This is a genomic window from Mycobacterium parmense (assembly GCF_010730575.1).
GTDB lineage: Bacteria > Actinomycetota > Actinomycetes > Mycobacteriales > Mycobacteriaceae > Mycobacterium > Mycobacterium parmense.
This window is the reverse complement of sequence record NZ_AP022614.1, coordinates 2313155-2330928: the sequence shown is the minus strand read 5'-3', so window position 1 is coordinate 2330928 and position 17774 is coordinate 2313155. Positions and strand designations below refer to the sequence as shown.

General features: G+C 68.5%; 17 protein-coding genes and 1 pseudogene. 14 read left to right on the top strand and 4 right to left on the bottom strand.

Annotation, left to right across the window (positions count from 1 at the left end; all coding sequences use genetic code 11):
• Positions 1–137: 137 nt before the first annotated feature.
• Positions 138–231, top strand: a pseudogene (locus G6N48_RS28895) (hypothetical protein); the annotation flags it as partial.
• Between the two features lie 55 nt (positions 232–286).
• Here the strand turns inward: G6N48_RS28895 and G6N48_RS10380 are convergent.
• Both G6N48_RS10380 and G6N48_RS10375 read right to left on the bottom strand, forming a co-directional pair.
• Positions 287–586 carry a hypothetical protein gene (locus tag G6N48_RS10380; protein ID WP_085268133.1) on the bottom strand — a complete coding sequence of 100 codons (300 nt, stop codon included), beginning with the start codon at positions 584–586 and terminating at the stop codon, positions 287–289.
• Positions 587–777: 191 nt separating this feature from the next.
• Positions 778–1278 carry a DinB family protein gene (locus G6N48_RS10375; protein ID WP_085268132.1) on the bottom strand — a complete coding sequence of 167 codons (501 nt, stop codon included), beginning with the start codon at positions 1276–1278 and terminating at the stop codon, positions 778–780.
• A gap of 702 nt (positions 1279–1980) precedes the next feature.
• Here G6N48_RS10375 and G6N48_RS10370 point away from each other — a divergent pair.
• Positions 1981–2937 carry a TIGR03619 family F420-dependent LLM class oxidoreductase gene (locus G6N48_RS10370; RefSeq protein ID WP_085268130.1) on the top strand — a complete coding sequence of 319 codons (957 nt, stop codon included), beginning with the start codon at positions 1981–1983 and terminating at the stop codon, positions 2935–2937.
• Between the two features lie 129 nt (positions 2938–3066).
• Positions 3067–3363: a hypothetical protein gene (locus tag G6N48_RS10365; protein WP_085268129.1), complete on the top strand. Its 297-nt coding sequence runs from the start codon at positions 3067–3069 to the stop codon at positions 3361–3363.
• A gap of 20 nt (positions 3364–3383) precedes the next feature.
• Here G6N48_RS10365 and G6N48_RS10360 read toward each other — a convergent pair whose 3' ends face one another.
• Entirely contained in the window at positions 3384–4691 is a 1308-nt protein-coding gene (locus G6N48_RS10360) for a PE family protein (RefSeq protein ID WP_085268128.1), read from the bottom strand.
• Between the two features lie 335 nt (positions 4692–5026).
• Between G6N48_RS10360 and G6N48_RS10355 the strand changes: the two genes are divergently transcribed.
• The 8 genes from G6N48_RS10355 to G6N48_RS10320 all read left to right on the top strand — a co-directional run bounded on the left by G6N48_RS10355 (position 5027) and on the right by G6N48_RS10320 (position 13393).
• Complete coding sequence (locus G6N48_RS10355) at positions 5027–6490, top strand: biotin carboxylase (protein ID WP_139825669.1); 1464 nt, start codon at positions 5027–5029, stop codon at positions 6488–6490.
• Complete coding sequence (locus G6N48_RS10350) at positions 6487–7674, top strand: serine hydrolase domain-containing protein (RefSeq protein WP_232066591.1); 1188 nt, start codon at positions 6487–6489, stop codon at positions 7672–7674. The genes G6N48_RS10355 and G6N48_RS10350 overlap by 4 nt, the downstream gene beginning before the upstream one ends.
• A gap of 248 nt (positions 7675–7922) precedes the next feature.
• A complete protein-coding gene (locus G6N48_RS10345) occupies positions 7923–8615 on the top strand; it encodes an HAD family hydrolase (protein WP_085268126.1) in 693 nt (230 codons plus the stop codon).
• A complete protein-coding gene (locus G6N48_RS10340) occupies positions 8612–9838 on the top strand; it encodes a sedoheptulose 7-phosphate cyclase (protein WP_085268125.1) in 1227 nt (408 codons plus the stop codon). The genes G6N48_RS10345 and G6N48_RS10340 overlap by 4 nt, the downstream gene beginning before the upstream one ends.
• Complete coding sequence (locus tag G6N48_RS10335; RefSeq protein WP_232066590.1) at positions 9831–11204, top strand: ATP-grasp domain-containing protein; 1374 nt, start codon at positions 9831–9833, stop codon at positions 11202–11204. Before G6N48_RS10340 ends, G6N48_RS10335 begins: the two co-directional genes overlap by 8 nt.
• A gap of 1 nt (position 11205) precedes the next feature.
• Entirely contained in the window at positions 11206–12225 is a 1020-nt protein-coding gene (locus tag G6N48_RS10330; RefSeq protein ID WP_085268124.1) for a D-alanine--D-alanine ligase family protein, read from the top strand.
• Positions 12222–13016, top strand: coding sequence for a TauD/TfdA dioxygenase family protein (locus G6N48_RS10325; RefSeq protein WP_085268123.1), 795 nt, complete (start codon positions 12222–12224; stop codon positions 13014–13016). Before G6N48_RS10330 ends, G6N48_RS10325 begins: the two co-directional genes overlap by 4 nt.
• Before the next feature lie 83 nt (positions 13017–13099).
• Positions 13100–13393: a hypothetical protein gene (locus G6N48_RS10320; RefSeq protein ID WP_085268122.1), complete on the top strand. Its 294-nt coding sequence runs from the start codon at positions 13100–13102 to the stop codon at positions 13391–13393.
• 112 nt (positions 13394–13505) lie between these two features.
• Here the strand turns inward: G6N48_RS10320 and G6N48_RS10315 are convergent, their stop codons facing one another.
• Positions 13506–15074 (bottom strand): long-chain-fatty-acid--CoA ligase, encoded by a 1569-nt coding sequence (locus G6N48_RS10315; RefSeq protein WP_085268121.1) that lies wholly within the window; start codon positions 15072–15074, stop codon positions 13506–13508.
• Positions 15075–15168: 94 nt separating this feature from the next.
• Here G6N48_RS10315 and G6N48_RS10310 point away from each other — a divergent pair, with 94 nt between their 5' ends.
• The 3 genes from G6N48_RS10310 to G6N48_RS10300 are packed head-to-tail and all read left to right on the top strand — an operon-like array spanning position 15169 to position 17751.
• On the top strand, positions 15169–15966 hold the full coding sequence (locus tag G6N48_RS10310; protein WP_085268120.1) for an SDR family NAD(P)-dependent oxidoreductase: 798 nt from the start codon (positions 15169–15171) through the stop codon (positions 15964–15966).
• A 17-nt stretch (positions 15967–15983) separates the two neighbouring features.
• Positions 15984–16916 carry a catalase family peroxidase gene (locus tag G6N48_RS10305; protein WP_085268119.1) on the top strand — a complete coding sequence of 311 codons (933 nt, stop codon included), beginning with the start codon at positions 15984–15986 and terminating at the stop codon, positions 16914–16916.
• 49 nt (positions 16917–16965) lie between these two features.
• Positions 16966–17751, top strand: a complete 786-nt coding sequence (locus tag G6N48_RS10300; RefSeq protein WP_085268118.1) for a sulfite exporter TauE/SafE family protein — start codon at positions 16966–16968, stop codon at positions 17749–17751.
• The last annotated feature ends 23 nt before the right edge of the window (positions 17752–17774 follow it).

Here is a 17774-nt window from a genome sequence, read left to right as displayed (position 1 = left end):
GCGGGACTGTAACACTCGACTGCGCGGCTCGCGCCCGACGGTCCGGGATCACCCCGCGACCTCGGGCGCCTCTTCAGGCAGCTCAACTAAGAGCCTCTGCCGTCTGAGTGCGTACTACCGGCGCGCGGGCGGCGCCGCTGTCTCCGGTGCAGGCCGCGATCCCTGCACAACGCGTCCTCGGTGGCGGTGGTAGCCAACAGCTCCCGGCTGATCCGCTACCGATTGGACTGAGCCTTTATGCCCGTGTCATCAACGGGCACAACCACAGGGGGGTAATGCGTAGCCGTCAGTGCTCGTCGTAGTGCTCGCCGTGAGCCGCGTGCCTGCACCCGTCGTGCACATAGTCGACGTGATCTCGGTGCGGGATCGCGACATGGCCGCATCCTTCACCGTGGACGTGGTCATGACTTTCGTGTACCGCGTGGCCGGATGGCTCACATTCGTCGTAGTGATCCTCGTGCCGTCGGTGAAGGTGACCGTCGTGCGCGTAGTCGACGTGATCCCCATGCGGGATCGCGACATGGCCGCATCCTTCGCCGTGCACATGATCGTGTGTGACGTGCTCGTAGTGGGTTGCGCTGGTCATCGCTTATCACCGTCCGTCCGATTTTTGACTCGTGAGCTAATGGCGCGCCGCAATTCTAATCCAGCCGCGACCGTTGTTCCCGAGAGCAATTACGGCTCGCAGCAGAGTGTGGCCGCCTGTCCACGCGAATTCTGTAGGGCTCTACCGGCGCAAAAACCAGCGCTGCGGGGCGCCGCGGTGTCCTTGGTTCGTCACGCGAGTTGGCGGTTTATGTCCAGCAAATGGTGGCGCACATCGTGCAGCGTGTTGGCGGCCACCCATCGCAGGGTCCGCTCGGTGCGCTGCGGCCAGTTATAGATGAGCCGCAGTTCCCAGTCGGGCGCGTCGAGCCGGCGCAAAACGTTGGCCAGCAGTCGTGCGGCCACCACCAGCTCCTCGGCGACCTCGATCGCGTCTTGTTCGGCGTATCCTTCGTGAGCCACGCGTTCGTCGCGGCCCATCGGCACGGCCGAGGGCACGTCGGCGCGCCGCGCCAGTAGCACCCGCTCTCGTTGGGTAAACAAGACGTCGCGAACGTGGCAGGCGTATTCCAGCGGCGACCACAGCTGCGGTTCGGTCCGCTGCGCCAGCGTCCTCGGTGGGGTGACGGTGAGCAACTCGGCTAACTCAGCGACGCCGACGCTGATTTCCTGGCCCGCCCGTGTCGCGGCAGCCAGGTCGTAGGCGTACCCGCATTCCTCGCACCTTTCCATCGCCACAGTTTATGAACAATGCGGGTCCGAACGTGCGGGGCGGATGCACAGGAATCAAGAACGCAGCCAACCATTCTCGGGGTCCGAGAATTCCTCTAATAGTAGAGATCGCTCCGTCGAAAGACGACAGGAGACGGGACATCCTCGACGCGGCCCTGGCCTGTTTCGCCGCGAAGGGCTTGGTGGACAACACCATCAAGGAGATTCGTCCGGCGGCCCGCCCGCGCTGACCGTACCCTCAAAGACGAAATGCAACCGCGGCACCTGATGGCCTCACTGTGACGAAACAGTATGCGCGGCAGCAATTATCGCTTCGGCCGAGCGGTCAACATCGTCGTCGGTGGTCGACCAGTTCTCTGTCGGTATCCGTAGCACAGACTGGCCTGCCAAGTCAGGGCGCCCAGCCAGCAGGTCCCTCGCGCTCGACGGCGGCAACCGCAGCCCGGTTGGCGTCAGCTCCGCCGGGAAGGCATAGCAGTACGTGGTTGAGAGTGTCGTGCTGAGGTCGAGTAGCGTGCGCGAGGTGATTACAGCTGCGGCCCACCAGACGTGGGACGTCATGGCTGACTTCCGTCGGTTCTCGATGCGAGAGAGCGGTGACGACGGCCCCACATCACGCGTTTTGCGGGCAATGGCCGAACACATGAGGGTCGGCGGCGAGCGCAGTTGCCCTTCGCAGGATCAATCCTGGCAGGTAGGGCGATGATGGCGCGCGATCCGCAAATCTCGTTGTACCTGAGGACGTTCACCGATGGTCCGCAACATGACTGGGCCGCAACACTGGCGTCGGCGCAGGCCATGGACATTGCCGGCATCGACCGCGTGGTGGTTTCCGACCACGTGGTTTTCGGCGAGAATCTCGAGGCCTACGCCGATCCCTCCGTGGGCGGGGCGTCCGGCGGCCGCCAGCCCACCGGGCCCGACGGGAGCTGGCTGGAGCCGCTGATCGTCCTCACGGCGATCGCGGCCGGCACCGAGCGCATCAGGCTCGGGACGTCGATACTGCTGGCCGCGCTGCGGCGGCCCGCGGTGCTGGCCAAGCAGCTCGCGACGCTCGACGTGCTCTCCGGAGGCCGAATCGACCTCGGGGTCGGGGTGGGCTGGCAGCGAGAGGAATACGACGCCGCGGGACTGCCGTTCGCTCGTAGGGGGCGGCTGCTGGATCACACGCTCGAAGTCTGCAAGACGCTCTGGACCGAGCAGCGCGCCTCGTACGACTCGCCTGAATTGTCCTTCGACGCGATCCATCAGATGCCCAAGCCGGTGCAACCCGGCGGAGTGCCCTGCTGGATCAGCGGAACAGTCAACGACGCTGTCGCCCGGCGAATCGCCCGCTTCGGCAGCGGCTGGATTCCCTGGGGATCGGCGTTCGCCGACCTTCCGGCCGCGATCGTGGCGATGAAGGACAAGGTGCGCGCCCACGGCGGCGACCCCAGCGATCTGCAGGTCCAAGGCGCCGCGCGCGCCGTGAAGCGTGACGGCGGGTCGATCGACTACGAGGCGTCGGTCGCGCCTGTCCCAGGGCTGGTCGCCGTGGGCGTCACCGATGTCAGGTTCACCATCGCGGTGCCCGAGCGCGGCGACCGGGCCGTCGAGGTGCTCTCGCCGCTCGTCGACGCTTTCCGAGACGTCACAGGGCTGAATCGGTCGCCGGGTTAGGAACGTCGTCGGCCCAGGAATGTCGATCGGGGGATCGGGTTGAACTCGAGATGGTCCTGACGTGAAGGTTCGGTGAGCGGTCGGGCAATTCGGCGCGCCGGTGCGACCGGCACAGGCTATGAATCTACGGTGAGCAACCACCAGGTGAACCTGACCCAGCAGGAAAGTTCGTTGATCGGCGAGAGTCACCCCGCCGCCCTGGAGCGCATGGACGAAAGTCAGCTGAAGGATCTGCAGGGCCGGCTGCGGACCGCGCGCGAGAAGAACTTCAGCCTGCTGCGGCGCCGGGGCGCGGCGCGGGTGGAGGCCGAGGGTGCGCGCGGGGCCGCCCAGCCGGCCAACGAGCGACGCGTCGAGAAGGTGGAGGTCTTCGACGAGGCGTTGGCGCGGGTGAGCCGGCGACTCGAGTCCGTCCGCGGCCAGTAGCGCCGGCCAGGTCCCGCGAACTATCCGAGCACGATCCCGGTGGCCGGGCCCAGGACGATCTGCTGACCGCCGGGGGGCAGGTACCCGCCGGTGGGGCCGTAGATGCCGTACATCGGGTTGGTCGGGCCCGCGCCGGCGTAGATGTCGTTGATCCAGCCCGAGGACAGCGTGTAGACCGCCGCGGTGTTGCCGGGCGGCGAGAACCGGGTCACCAACTGGAGGATGAAGTCGGTCAGCGGAGTCCTGCCCAGCATCGAGTCCACGTGGGATCCGTTGACCAGCTCGACCCCGACGAACTGCCCCGGGTAGAGGCTGATGAGTTCGTTGGTGGTGGCACCGAACGCGTTCCACGGTTGGGGCGCCGCTGCGACCACATAGTCGGGGATGTGCAGCGCCTGCAGGTTGGCGATCGACGTCGCGAAGGCCGAGGAATTCGAGGCGACCCCGTCGAACATCACCACACCGAGAAGGTGGTTGCTGGCGGCATTGGCTCCGATGTCGGCGATGTAGTCGCCTGCGGCGATCGTGGCCAGGCCACCGCCGGCGGAGTGCCCCGTCATGATGAAATCGAGCGGCAGCGTGCCCTGCAGACCCGCCTGGTGCGCGCTCATGTTCAGCGCCGGCTCACTGCCGAGGAACAGCGACGCCACACCTTGCTGCAATCCCGTCCCGTTGAGCCACAGACCGAACGGCAGAGGAATCGACGGAAGGGTGGGCACGACCACCACGCTGTCGGTCTGCTGCGCCAGCTGCATCGCGAGCGGCTGGTAGAACCACCCGGTCGCCCCGAAGCCGTGTTGGAGGTAGATGACACCGTTGGCCTGTACTGAGCCGTTCGCCTGGGTTGGGAAATACCAGTGTGCGGGGGCGGGGAAATTGAACGGACCGATCTGATACCCGAAGACGGAGAACGGGCCGACCGGAATCTCGAGCAAGGAGAATCCCACCCTGACCCCGGTCACCCCGTTGGTGGCAGCGGCCGACGCGGCGGCGCCCCCGGTCCCGACCCCGCTACCCGACAGCAGCGTCTGCAGCGGTGACACGTTCGCGGCCTCGGTGGCCGTGTACGCGGTCCCTGACCCGCTCAACGCGCGCACGAATTCGGCGTGAGACAGCGTCATCTGCGCGCTGAGCGCCTGAATCTGCCGGGCATAGCTGCCGAAGAAGCGGGCGACGGCCACCGACACCTCGTCGCCGGCAGCCGGGGCAATCCTGGTGGTCGAGGGCGCCCACGCGGCGGCGGCCTCCTTGATCGCCTCGCCGATGCCGGCCAAATCCAGCGACGCCGCGGCGATAGCCTCGGGTGCTGCGATCACGTACGAAGACATCGGCGGTTCCCATCCACGACGGTGCGGCAACCCCCGGGCCGGCAACCAAATGCTAGCCGGGCCGATCGAGGAATTCCCGGCTCTCGCAAATTTTCGGTGGCGGGTGGGCTGAGTCAATTGCCCGATCGGCGACTGCCCGGGTGGACCGACACGATCGAAAATTACTGTGGGTCAACGGAATTTGCCCCAGGATCCGCCGGGGATCACGCAATTGCCCGGCGAGCGCCGATACGGCCGGGCCTTACGCGCGCTCGGGGGCTGGTGCACACTTGAGAAATGGAGGTCCGTGAGCTCACCGCCGTCGCATCGACCGAGCCACCGAGGCGGGTGAGCCGGTGACCGCCGCAGAGCCGCGCCGCAAGCTGAACGGCCTGTCGGAGATCCGCGCGTTCTTCCACACCAACACCGTTCCGCTGTATTTCATCTCGCCGACGCCGTTCAACCTGCTGGGCGTTGACCGCTGGATACGAAACTTCTTCTACCTGACCTACTTTGACTCTTTCGAGGGCACCCACTCGCGCGTGTTCGTGCCCCGGCGACGCGACCGCCGCGATTTCGACTCGATGGACGAGGTGTGCAGCCACCTGTTGTCGGACCCCGAGACGCTCGACTTCATCGCGGGCAAAGGCCCTGGTGGCAAGGTCTGCTTCGTGATGCTCAACGAGGAGATCCAGGGCCTGGCGCGCCAGGCCGGCCTCGAGATCATGCACCCGCCGATCGAACTGCGCCAGCGCCTGGGCTCCAAGATCGTCATGACGCGCCTGGCCGACGAGGCGGGTGTGCCGAGCGTGCCCAACACGATCGGGCGGGCCGGCTCCTACGACGAACTGCTGGCGCTCGCACAACACAGCGGCTTGGGAGACGACCTGGTCATCTCGATCGCTTACGGCAACGCCGGCAGCGGGACGTTCTTCGTGCACGGGCAGGCCGACTGGGACAAGTACGCCGGTAACCTGGTCGGCCAAGACCTCAAGGTGATGAAGCGCATCCGCAACGTCGAGGTGTGCCTCGAGGGCGCCGTGACCCGGCACGGCACCGTGATCGGTCCCGCGATGACGAGCCTCGTCGGCTATTCCGAGTTGACGCCGCACCGGGGCAGCTGGTGCGGCAACGACATCTGGCGCGAGGTGCTCCCGCCCGCCCAGACGCACGCCGCGCGGCAAATGGTGGGAAAGCTGGGCGACGTCATGCGCCGAGAGGGTTACCGCGGCTACTTCGAGGTGGACCTTCTGCACGACCTCGACTCCGACGAGCTGTATCTCGGCGAGGTGAATCCGCGCCTGTCCGGCGCCAGCCCGATGACGAACCTGACCACCGAGGCCTACGCCGACATGCCGCTGTTCCTCTTCCACCTGCTCGAGTACATGGACGTGGACTACGAGCTCGACATCGACGAGATCAACGAGCGCTGGGAGCGCGGCTACGGCGAGGACGAGGTCTGGGGCCAGGTGGTCATCACTGAGACGTCGCCGGACCTCGAGATCTTCACCGCGACGCCACGCACCGGTGTGTGGCGCATCGACGACGACGGCCGCGTCTCTTTTGCACGGCCCGCCAACGACTGGGCCACATTGCTCGACGGGTCCGAGGCCTTCTACATGCGCGTCGCGGCCCCCGGCGACCTGCGCTCCGAGGGCGCCCAGCTCGGCGTGCTCGTCACCCGCTCACACTTGCAGACCGACGACTATCAGCTCAGCGAGCGCTGCCGGCGCTGGGTCAAGGGCATGAAGGCGAAGTTCGTCTCGACGCCCCTGACGCCGGCCGCGCCGATCGTCTCACGGCTCGTCGCGCGCGCGTGAGCGGCCGCCCGGCGGGTATATCGCTGGAAAACTGGCTCTCCGAGCCATATGCGCGGTGGTCGTTGCAGAACGTCGAACACGTCGTGCCGACGGCGGTGATCCCGCGCGGCGCCGGACCGGTAGCCGAGCTGCCCGCAGCCAGGGCTCCGATCGCCGACATCGCCCTGACCACGCCCGACTCGGTGGCCACCACCGTCGGCGCGGTGATGGCCCGCACCGCCACCGACGGGTGGGCCGTCGCCCACCGCGGTGCGTTGGTGGCCGAGGAGTATCTCGACGCCATGGGCGCCCACACCCGCCACCTGCTGTTCTCGGTGAGTAAGTCGCTGGTGGCCGCCGTCGTGGGCGCGCTGCACGGGGCCGGTGCGATCGAGCTGGACGCTGCGGTGACGACCTACGTTCCCGCCCTGGCGAATTGCGGCTACGCCGGTGCGACCGTGCGCAACCTGCTCGACATGCGGTCGGGTATCGACTTCTCCGACGATTACCTTCACCCCACCGCGCAGATACACGTCCTCGACCAGGCGATGGGATGGGCTCCGCGGACCAGCGCCGACGTCCCCGCCACGCTGCGCGACTTCCTGCTGACCCTGCGGCGGAAGTCGGCGCACGGCGGTCCGTTCGAATACCGATCCTGCGAGACCGACGTCCTCGGCTGGATCTGCGAGGCGGCGGCCGCGCGGCGAATGCCCGAATTGATGTCGGAGTTGCTGTGGAGCCGCATCGGGGCCCAATGCGACGCCACCATCGGGGTCGACTCTGAAGGCACCGGATTCTTCGACGGCGGCATCAACGCCTGCCTGACCGACATGATCCGGTTCGGCTCGCTGTTCCTGCATGACGGCGTCTCGTTGGCCGGCCGGCAGGTGGTGCCGGCGTCGTGGGTCGCCGACACGCTCGAGGGCGGCCCCGATTCGCGTCAGGCGTTCGCCGCCAGCCCCGTCGACACCGACATGCCGGGCGGGATGTACCGCAACCAGGTGTGGTTTCCCTACCCGGGCAGCAATGTCGTGCTGTGCCAGGGCATGTGCGGTCAGATGATCTACGTCAACCGCGCCGCGGAGTTGGTCGCGGCCAAGTTGTCCACCCAGCCGGACGCGGGGGACCCGCAGCTGCTGTGGGCCACGTTGCACGCCTTCGACGCGGTGGCACGCGAACTGGCCGGGGTCGCCGGCTACAGCTAGGCGGGCCGGCAAAACGGCACTTCACCTCCCGTCGGTCCGACGCGTCCCAACTTGTGTGATGAACACACTTTGCATTAGGGGCAAATGTGTGTACTAATGAACTTTATGTCCAGTATCGGGCTGTCTGGACTTTTTCAATCAATCGACGTCGAGACCCAGGCGTCCGCCACGCCCCTGCGGGGGCCGTGTGTACCCATCATGCGCACCACCTGATCGACCGACGCGGTGTCCGGTCGAGAGAGGAATCCATGTCTGCTGTCTTATTCGGCTCGCTCAGCACCCTGGCCGACACGTCCGAACTGCAACGACAGGCATTCAACGATGCTTTCGCCGAGCACGGTCTGGACTGGTCGTGGACCCGGGAGGACTACCGGTCGATGCTGGGGTCAAGCGGCGGTGCGCGACGCATCGCCGATTACGCCGCCAATCGTGGTGCCGACGTCGACGCCGGGGCCGTGCATGCGACGAAATCGCGCATCTTCCAGGGACTGTTGAGGGACCGCCCGCTGATGCCGCGACCCGGCGTCCTGGCCACGATCGAGCACGCCAAGCGGGAGAATTTTCACCTCGGCCTGGTGACGACCACCTCGAAGGCCAACGTCAGCGCGCTGCTCGACTCCCTCTCGCCCCACATTTCCCCCGGCACCTTCGATGTGGTCGTCGACGCCGACGACGTCGCCGACCCGAAACCCGACCCGTCGTCGTATCGGTTGGCACTCGACCGGCTGGGCGTGACCGCCGGCAGTGCCGTCGCGATCGAGGACAACGTCGGGGGTGTGCGCGCGGCCACCGCGGCAGGCCTGCGATGCATCGCGTTTCCCAACGAGAACACCGCCGGGTCACGGTTCGACGGCGCGACGGAAGTTGCCGACGAGCTCGACGCGGCACGCGTCGCGGAGTTGGCCGCGAGCGACCAGAACCTGGAAGGAGACGCTCGATGAGCCACGCTCGTACTCGGGTCGCCGTCGGTGACAACGGATTTCACGTCGAAGGATACGAACGCATCGAGTACGACCTGACCTACGTCGACGGCGTGTTCGACCCCGGGCGTCCCGAGCTGGCCGACATCTACCGACGTTACGGCCGCGCGCTGATGGTGATCGACGAAGTGGTCTACGCCCTTTACGGGCGGGCGGTGCGGCACTACTTCGCGCGTCACAAGATCGCCCTGACGGTGGTCCCCGTCGGCATCCACGAGACGGCCAAGTCGTTGGCCACCTTCGAGCGCATCGTCACCGAGTTCGACGCGTTCGGCTTGGTGCGCACCGAGCCCGTGCTGGTGGTCGGCGGTGGATTGACCACCGACGTGGCCGGATTCGCCTGCGCGAGCTACCGGCGCAACACGCCGTACGTCAGGATTCCGACGACTTTGATCGGTCTGATCGACGCCAGCGTGTCGATCAAGGTCGCCGTCAACCACGGCAAGCACAAGAATCGGCTGGGCGCCTACCACGCCTCCCAGCAGGTGCTGTTGGACTTCTCCTTCCTCAAGACGCTCCCAGAGGCGCAGGTGCGCAACGGTATCGCCGAGTTGATCAAGATCGCGGTGGTGGGCAACGCCGAGATCTTCGACCTGATCGAGATCTACGGCCCCGACCTGCTGGCGACCCGGTTCGGTTATCTGCGCGACGATCCCGAGCTGCGTTCGCTGTCGAGGCGACTGACCCATCAGGCCATCGCCACCATGCTCGAACTCGAAGCGCCGAATCTGCACGAGATGGACCTCGACCGGGTGATCGCCTTCGGCCACACGTGGAGTCCGACGCTGGAGCTGGCACCGCCGACGCCGTTCTTCCACGGCCATGCGATCAACATCGACATGGCGCTTTCGGTCACCCTCGCCGAACGGCGCGGGTATCTGACGGCCGCCGACCGCGACCGGATCCTCGACGTCATGAGTGCGCTGGGCCTCGCGTTGGACTCGGACTTCCTCACCCCCGAGCTTCTCGAGCAGGCGACGGCGGCGATCCTGCGCACCCGCGACGGCCTGCTGAGGGCCGCGGTGCCCGACCCGATCGGGGCCTGCCGGTTCCTCAACGACGTGTCGCTCGAGGAGCTGTCCGACACGCTGACCGCGCACAAGAAACTGTGCATCGACTATCCGCGGGGCGGCGACGGCCTCGACGCCTTCACCGCGGAGGTCGAAGTGGGCGCGCGTGGCTGATGGGGTGCTCGGGGCAGCCGCGGCCGGCGCGACCGACCGGGTGGCCGGTCTGTGGGAACCCCACGGGCGGCGGGGTGCGCAGCTGCGCACGATGGCGGCCCTCGCCGCCCTGGCCGTGACGCTGCCGTTCGACCTCTGCCTGGTGGGCCTGGCGCTGCTGCGGCGAGCGCCAGAGCCCGCCTGGCCGAAGTCGTCAAGGCGGCGCACGATCATGCTCAGCGGGGGGAAGATGACCAAGGCGCTGCTGCTGGCCCGGTCGTTCCACCTTGCCGGGCATCGCGTGGTGCTGGTGGAGTCCACCCGGTACCGCTTTACCGGACACCGGTTCTCGCGAGCGGTCGATGCGTTTCACTGCGTTCCCGACCCCGGCGACCCGGGCTACGCCGCGGCGCTCCTCGAGGTGGTCCGGTGGGAGTGCGTGGACGTCTTCGTGCCCGTCTCGAGCCCCGCCGCCAGTGTGGCCGACGCCCACGCCAAGGCTGTCCTCGATGATGTCTGCGAGGTGCTGCACGCCGGTCCCGAGCTGGTCGCCGCACTCGACGACAAGGCCGAATTCGCTTGCCTGGCAAAATCTATGGGTCTGCAGGTGCCGCACTCGGTGCGCATCACCGATGCGCGGCAGGTGCAGGATTTCGACTTCCCACCGGGGCGCGGCTACATCCTCAAGCGCATCGCCTACAACCCGGTGGGCCGCACCCACCTGCCGCGGTTGGCCGCCGACACCCCCGAGTTCAACTCCGAATACGCGCGTTCCCTCGGCATCTCGGAACGCGATCCGTGGCTCCTCCAGGAATTCGTCGACGGTCAGGAGTACTGCACCCACAGCACCGTGCGCGACGGTCAGATCACCGTGTACGGCTGTTGCGCCTCGTCGGCCTTCCAGGTCAACTACCGGCATGCCGACAAGCCCGAAATCAAGCGCTGGGTACAGGATTTCGTCGCCCGGCTGCGCGTGACAGGGCAGGTGTCCTTCGACTTCGTGGAAGGCGCCGACGGTCACCCGTACGCCATCGAGTGCAATCCGCGCACACACTCGGCGATCACGATGTTCCACGACCACCCGCACGTGGCGGCGGCCTACCTGCATGACGGACACCCTCAGCTCACGCCTCGACCGCGGGCGCGGCCCACGTACTGGATCTACCACGAGTTGTGGCGGCTCCTGACGCAGCCGGGTCGCCGTCGCCGCCTGGCGACGATCGCGCGGGGGCGCGACGCCATTTTCGCCTGGTGGGATCCGCTGCCCTACCTGATGGTGCACCACCTGCAGATCCCTGCGCTGCTGCTCGCCAGCCTGCGTCGCCGCAAAGGGTGGAGCCGGATCGACTTCAACATCGGCAAACTCGTTGCAACAGGCGGAGACTGACGTGCCGCTGACGGTTCTGCAACTCGCCGGTTCCGCGGTCGACGACTTCCACGTCGAGCTCTCGCTGTTGTATGCCCGCGAGTGTGCGGCCGCGCTGAAGGACCATCACCGCATGCACATGGCCGTCGTCTACCCCGACCGGTCGTGGCGCTTCCCGTGCAGCGCGGACGCCCCGCACGCCGGTGGGCATTCGATGTCGGCGGCAGCAGCGTTGCAGCACATCGACGCCCTGGGCATCGACGTCGTCCTGCCGCAGATGTTCTGCCGTCCCGGGATGACGGCGTACCGCGGGCTGCTCGAAGCTGCGGGGTTGCGCTATGTGGGCAACACCCCACAGGTGATGGCCAACGCCGCGGACAAGCCGGTCGCCCGGTCGATCGTCGCCGCCGCCGGGGTGCGGGTGCCCGCCGGCGAGGTGGTCCGGCGCGCGCGAGACGTCACGCTGCGGACGCCGGTGGTGGTCAAACCCGCCGGCGCCGACAACTCGGCGGGGCTGACGCTGGTCGAGGACCCCGACGGCCTGGACGCGGCGCTGGCGACGGCGGCCGAGTTCGGGGCCGACGTGCTGGTCGAACGCTATGTCCCGCTGGGCCGAGAGGTGCGCTGCGCCGTCCTCGAACAACGCGGTGACCTGGTCTGCCTGCCGCTGGAAGAGTATGCCGTCGACCAGGATGTCGCGCCGATTCGCCGGGCTGCCGACAAGTTGACCCGCACCGGTGGCGGCGATCTGGCTCTGGCCGCCAAGCGTGCCGACCGGGCGTGGATCGTTGCGCCCGGCGACCCGATCACCGCGCCGACCTGGCGGGCGGCGCGCGCCTGCTACCGGGCACTGGGCTGCCGGCACTACGGCTTGTTCGACTTCCGGATCGACCCGGAGGGCGCGCCGTGGTTCCTCGAGGCGAGCCCTTATTGTTCGTTCGCCCCGTGCAGCGTCGTCGCGACGATGGCCGCCGCGGCGGGTCTGCCCGTGCCCGAGTTGTTTTCTGCTGTCTGCGCGCACGCGGGAATCACGCCGGCATGACCCTCGACGTCGCGCCGCTGGCGCCCGTCGGTGCGGTCGTGCGTGGCTTCCGGATCGGCGCCGCCGACGAACTGGTCGTCGACGCCCTGCGGACCCTGCTCGCCGCGCACGGGGTGTTGATCATGCCGGGGCAGTGGCCGGACGACACCGAATTCGCTTACTTCCTCCGCCTTTTCGGCGACCTGGTCTTCACGATGGGGGAAACGCCCGTGCCCGGGCACCCGAAGTTGAACGTCGTCACCAACGTCGGGCGAGACACGCCACCGAAGTCGGCGTTCCACGCGGACACCACCTACGTGCGGCGTCCCCCGTGCTACACGGCGCTGCGGGCGGTCACGGTGCCTTCGCGCGGCGGCGACACGCTGTTCACCAACCAGTACGCCGCCTACGACGCGCTGCCGGAGGCGCTGCGCGCGGACTTGCGCCGGCGCACGATCACCCACGTGGTCACCGGCCTCGAACTCGGCGACGCCGCCGAGAAGTCGGCCGAGCACCCGGTGGCAGTCACCCACCCGGTTTCCGGGCGTACCGCGCTCTACCTGTCGACCCCCGAGCGGTGCGCCGCCGTCAGCGGGCTCTCCCGAGCAGATGGCGACCAGCTTGTCGCCGCCCTCGTCGCGCACTGCACACGCGCGCGCAACGTGCTTCGCCACAGGTGGTCGCCGGGTGACGTGGTGATGTGGGACAACCGCGTTGTGATGCACAAAGCGGACCACGACGGAGTCGTGGGGCAGCGGGTGCTGCACCGCGGCATGGTGGCCGACGCGCGGACGGGGCCGCGGGACCGTTGACGCCCGGGCGCAACCAGGGGTCACAATGGTCCGGGGAGCGACGCTCGGGGAAACCCCGACACCCGCACACAGAACGGTGAACCATGGCAGCCAATCAAGAAGGCGTCGGGATGCTCAAGCTCGAGTGCCCGCAGGGCCACCCCGTCGGCAGACTCCTCCGGGACGCCCCGCACCAGTCCGTCCAGTACGACCCGGGCGCCGTCGTGGGCCCGCGCCGATTCTGGCCGGACGAACAAGACCAGCCCCGGTTCACGCCGCGCTGCAGGTTCTGCGAGAAGCCGGTCGGCGAAGCCACCACCGCGCTGCAGACGAAGCTGAATGACGTGCTCGCCGACGCGACGGCGACCACCGCGTCGGCCATGCTGTCGTACGTGTGATCCTCCCGTAGCGCCACGGCGGACGGCGGGCGCCGGCTTCCGGCTCGCCTCATGCAGCCGTCCGCTCCCACGGCCAACGCCATCCAGCGGCCCTCGTCGTCCGGGTCGGCGCTCATATCCCCCTCGCTCGGCCGCGCCAATACGGTTCGCGCAAAGCACTTTTCAGAATCTTGCCGCTGGCGTTGCGGGGGAGCGACGCGACCAGCTCCACGGTGCGCGGGCATTTGTAGCCCGCGAGACGTTGGCGGCAGAACCCGATGACCTGCTCGGGGTCCACCGGGGCGGCGGCCACGACTATCGCCTTGACGGACTCGCCCCAGAAGTCGTCGGGCACTCCGATGACCGCGGCGTCGGCGATCGCGGGGTGGTCCAGGAGGACGCTTTCCACCTCCGGCCCGTACACGTTCTCGCCGCCGGTGATGATCATGTCCTTGAGGCGGTCCTCGATGTAGACGTAGCCGTCGGCGTCGAGTCGGCCGACATCGCCGGTGCGCACCCAGTCGTCGGCGGTGATCGTCTCGGCCGTCGCATCGGGCCGATTCAGATACCCGCTCATGTTCTGGTTGCTCCGCACCCAGATCTCGCCCGGCGCGCCGGCCGGAAGGGGATCGCCCGTCTCGGGGTCGACGACGCGAATCTCGGTGCCCAACATCGCTTTTCCGGCAGACAGCTGCAGGCCGGGCCGTGCCGGATCGCGATGGTCGGCGTCGCTGAGGGCGGTGACCGCCCCGCACAACTCGGTCTGTCCGTACACCTGGACGAATTGCGTCGCGGGCCAGGTCTCGAGAGCCCGGTGCAGCAGGGGCAACGGCATGGGGGCGGCTCCGTAGACGATGTAGCGCAGCGCCGAGATCGTCGCGCTCGCGGCCTGGCCGGCGTCGAGGAACCGGGCGATCACCGGCGGCACGAAGAACGCGTGGGTGGCGCCGGCCTGCACCGCCCCGATCAGGCCGGCGGCGTCCGGTTCGCGCGTCATGATCGTCGGTACCCCGGCGCGAATCCCGAAGAGCGCGTAGCCGATTCCGCCGACGTGGAACAGGGGCATCGCGACGAGATTCGCATCCCCTTCGCCGAAGGGGAAGGCCGCCGCCAGGTTCGCCGCGTGGTTGACCAGCGCACGCTGGCTGAGCAACACGCCTTTGGGCCGCCCGGTGGTTCCGGAGCTGTAGATCACCAGCGCGGTCGAGGCTTCGTCGACCGCCGCGTCGACCTGCTCGGGCGACGCTGCGGCGAGCAGTGCTTCGTACTCGTCGTCGCCGCCGCCCACCACGACCACCCGTCCCAGGTCCGGTGCCTGCCCCGCGGCCGCCTCGACGACGGGGCGCAGCTCGTCACCGACGAACAACATGCGCGCGCCGCTGTCGTTGAGGACGTGCACGATCTCGTCGCCGACCACGCGCCAGTTGACCACGGTGGTCACGGCGCCGATCGACGCGGCGGCGAACAGGATCTCCAGGCAGGCCGGGTGGTTCTTGTCCAGGACCGCCACGCAGTGGCCGCGCTGTACGCCGGCATCGCGCAGGGCGCCGGCCGCCCGACGGATCCGCGCCGCCCAGTCGGCCCAGGACCACTGCCGGTCGCCGAAGCGGATCGCGACATCGCCGGGCCGGTGTCGCGCGTGCCGTTCGACGAATCCGGCGAGTGTCTCCGTCGTGCTGGCCGTGGCGTCGGCTGGTGGCATAACCCCTCCGCTGGTGTGAGCTGTCCCCTACCGAGTGTGCCCTGAGGGCATCGAGTATGCGCAGATGGCAAAAACACCGATTCGGTGTGCCAACATGACTGACATGGTCAGCGCCGGTCGTGCCCGTTCGCGCACCTTCCTCGTCACGGGCGCCGCGTCGGGGATCGGCCTGGCCACCGCCCGGCGCCTGCTCGGCGAGGGCGGCACCGTGGTCGGCGCCGACATAGCCGGCCCTCCGGACCTGGGCCCAGAGTTCCACTACGTCACCGCGGATGTGACCGACGAGGCGGCGGTCGCCGCCGTCATGGCCGCCGTACCCGGCCGCCTCGACGGGGTTTTCCACGCCGCCGGGGTCGCCGGGGGCGGCCCCGTGCACCTGCTCGACCGGACCGAGTGGGAGCGCGTGATCGGCATCAACCTCACCGGTACCTTTCTGGTGGCCAAGGCGGCGCTCGCCAAGATGATCGAGCAGCCCCGCGTCGACGGGGAGCGGGGATCGCTGGTCACCGTCGCCAGCGTCGAGGGCCTGGAGGGCACCGCGGGCGGCAGCGCGTACAACGCGGCCAAGGGCGGCGTCGTGCTGCTCACCAAGAACATCGCCCTCGACTACGGGCCCAGCGGCATCCGGGCGAACGCCATCTGCCCCGGCTTCATCGACACACCAATGGCCCGAAGCGTCTTCGGGATGCCGGGCATGGAGGGCCCGCTGGCCTCGATCACCGAGGAACACGCCCTGCAACGGCTCGGCACTTCCGAGGAGGTCGCCGCCATGGCGGCCTTCCTGCTGTCGCCCGACGCCGCTTTCGTCAGCGGCCAGGCCATCGCCGTCGACGGCGGCTATACCGCCGGGCGCGACCACGGCGTGGTCAAACTCTTCGGCTTTCCCGAGTAGGGACTTAAGATTCGCGCATGATCACTCCTGACGACGCCATCGCGGCCATCCGGGGCGCCGGGGGAGCACAGCCACACTGTCGGGCGCTGCACGCCAAAGGCACGCTGTACCGCGGCACGTTCACGGCCAGCCCTGACGCCGTAAGGCTCTCGCGCGCAAAGCATCTCGGCGGTTCCGCGGTGCCGGCGCTGGTCCGATTCTCGAACGGATCGGGCAACCCCGCGCAGCGCGACGGACTGCCGGGGGTGCGCGGCATGGCGGTCAAGTTCACGTTGCCCGACGGAAAGACCACCGACGTCTCGGCGCAGACCGCGCGGCTGTTCGTCTCGAGCAGCCCCGACGGGTTCATCGACCTGCTCAAGGCGATGCGTCCCGGCCTGACCACGCCGCTGCGCATGGCCAGATACCTCGTCACCCACCCCCGCCTGTTCGGTGCGCTGCCCGTGTTGCGCGACGCCAACCGGGTGCCGGCCAGCTACGCCGCCACGGAATACCACGGACTGCACGCCTTCCGCTGGGTGGCCGACGACGGCAGCGCCAGATTCGTTCGCTATCACATGGTCCCGGCCGCGCCCGAGAACTACCTGTCCGCGAAGGCCGCCGCGGACGAGGGCCCCGACTTCCTCACCGAGGAGCTCGCGGCCCGCCTCGCCGACGGGCCGGTGCGGTTCGACTACCGCGTTCAGGTCGCCGGGCCGACGGATTCGACCGTCGACCCGTCGGCGCCCTGGCAGAGCACGCAGTTCGTCACCGTGGGCGTCGTGGAGATCACCGGGCCGGAGACCGGGCGCGAACACGGCGGCGACATCGTCGTGTTCGACCCGATGCGGGTCACCGACGGCATCGAGCCCTCCGACGACCCGGTGCTGCATTTCCGCACGCTCGCCTACTCGGCCTCGGTCAAGCTGCGCACCGGCGTGGACAGGGGCTCCGAAGCGCCTCCCGCCTGACGGGCCCAGCTTCGGGCCGAGACGGGGGGCAGGCTAATGTTTTCCGTCGGTGACGCCCTCCCACATGATTCTGATCGCCCTGGCCGGGTTCGGCGCCGGCGTCATCAACGCGCTGGTCGGCTCGGGCACCCTGATCACCTTCCCGACCCTCGTCGCGCTCGGGTACCCGCCCGTCACGGCGACCATGTCGAACGCGACCGGCCTGGTGGCGGGCAGCGTCTCGGGCACCTGGGGCTACCGCGCCGAACTGAGCGGCCAATGGGCCCGGCTGCGCTGGCAGATCCCGGCGTCGCTGGCCGGCGCGGTGCTGGGCGCCTACCTGCTGCTGCATCTGCCCGAGAAGGTGTTCGCCGAGGTCGTGCCGGTCCTGCTGGTCCTGGCCCTGGCGCTGGTCGTGGCCGGCCCGGCGATCCAGGCGTGGACGGGCCGGCGCGCCGAGGCGGCGGGGCGCTCCCCGGAGCACGTCAGCCCCGCGCGGATGGCCGTGCTGGTGGCCGGCACGTTCGCGGTCGGCGTCTACGGCGGCTACTTCACCGCCGCGCAGGGCATTTTGCTGGTCGGACTGATGGGGGCGCTGCTGCCCGAATCGGTCCAGCGGATGAACGCGGCCAAGAACCTGATGACGCTGGTGGTGAATGTGGTTGCCGCCATTGCCTATACGACGGTGGCCTGCGACCGGATCAGCTGGCCGGTCGCCGGGCTGATCGCGGCCGGTTCCCTGCTCGGGGGTTTCGTCGGGGCGCGCTACGGGCGCCGGTTGTCCGGCAACGCGCTGCGCGGCGTCATCGTCGTGGTCGGGCTGATCGGGTTATACCGGCTGCTCAGCGTCGCCTGAGGAAAACCCTTCTGCTGCACGGC

Bases quoted from the DNA above. Each gene is read 5' to 3' on its own strand.
- G6N48_RS10380 (WP_085268133.1), bottom strand. From the start codon at position 586: ATGACCAGCGCAACCCACTACGAGCACGTCACACACGATCATGTGCAC.
- G6N48_RS10375 (WP_085268132.1), bottom strand. From the start codon at position 1,278: ATGGAAAGGTGCGAGGAATGCGGGTACGCCTACGACCTGGCTGCCGCG.
- G6N48_RS10370 (WP_085268130.1), top strand. From the start codon at position 1,981: ATGATGGCGCGCGATCCGCAAATCTCGTTGTACCTGAGGACGTTCACC.
- G6N48_RS10360 (WP_085268128.1), bottom strand. From the start codon at position 4,691: ATGTCTTCGTACGTGATCGCAGCACCCGAGGCTATCGCCGCGGCGTCG.
- G6N48_RS10345 (WP_085268126.1), top strand. From the start codon at position 7,923: ATGTCTGCTGTCTTATTCGGCTCGCTCAGCACCCTGGCCGACACGTCC.
- G6N48_RS10340 (WP_085268125.1), top strand. From the start codon at position 8,612: ATGAGCCACGCTCGTACTCGGGTCGCCGTCGGTGACAACGGATTTCAC.
- G6N48_RS10325 (WP_085268123.1), top strand. From the start codon at position 12,222: ATGACCCTCGACGTCGCGCCGCTGGCGCCCGTCGGTGCGGTCGTGCGT.
- G6N48_RS10320 (WP_085268122.1), top strand. From the start codon at position 13,100: ATGGCAGCCAATCAAGAAGGCGTCGGGATGCTCAAGCTCGAGTGCCCG.
- G6N48_RS10315 (WP_085268121.1), bottom strand. From the start codon at position 15,074: ATGCCACCAGCCGACGCCACGGCCAGCACGACGGAGACACTCGCCGGA.
- G6N48_RS10310 (WP_085268120.1), top strand. From the start codon at position 15,169: ATGACTGACATGGTCAGCGCCGGTCGTGCCCGTTCGCGCACCTTCCTC.
- G6N48_RS10305 (WP_085268119.1), top strand. From the start codon at position 15,984: ATGATCACTCCTGACGACGCCATCGCGGCCATCCGGGGCGCCGGGGGA.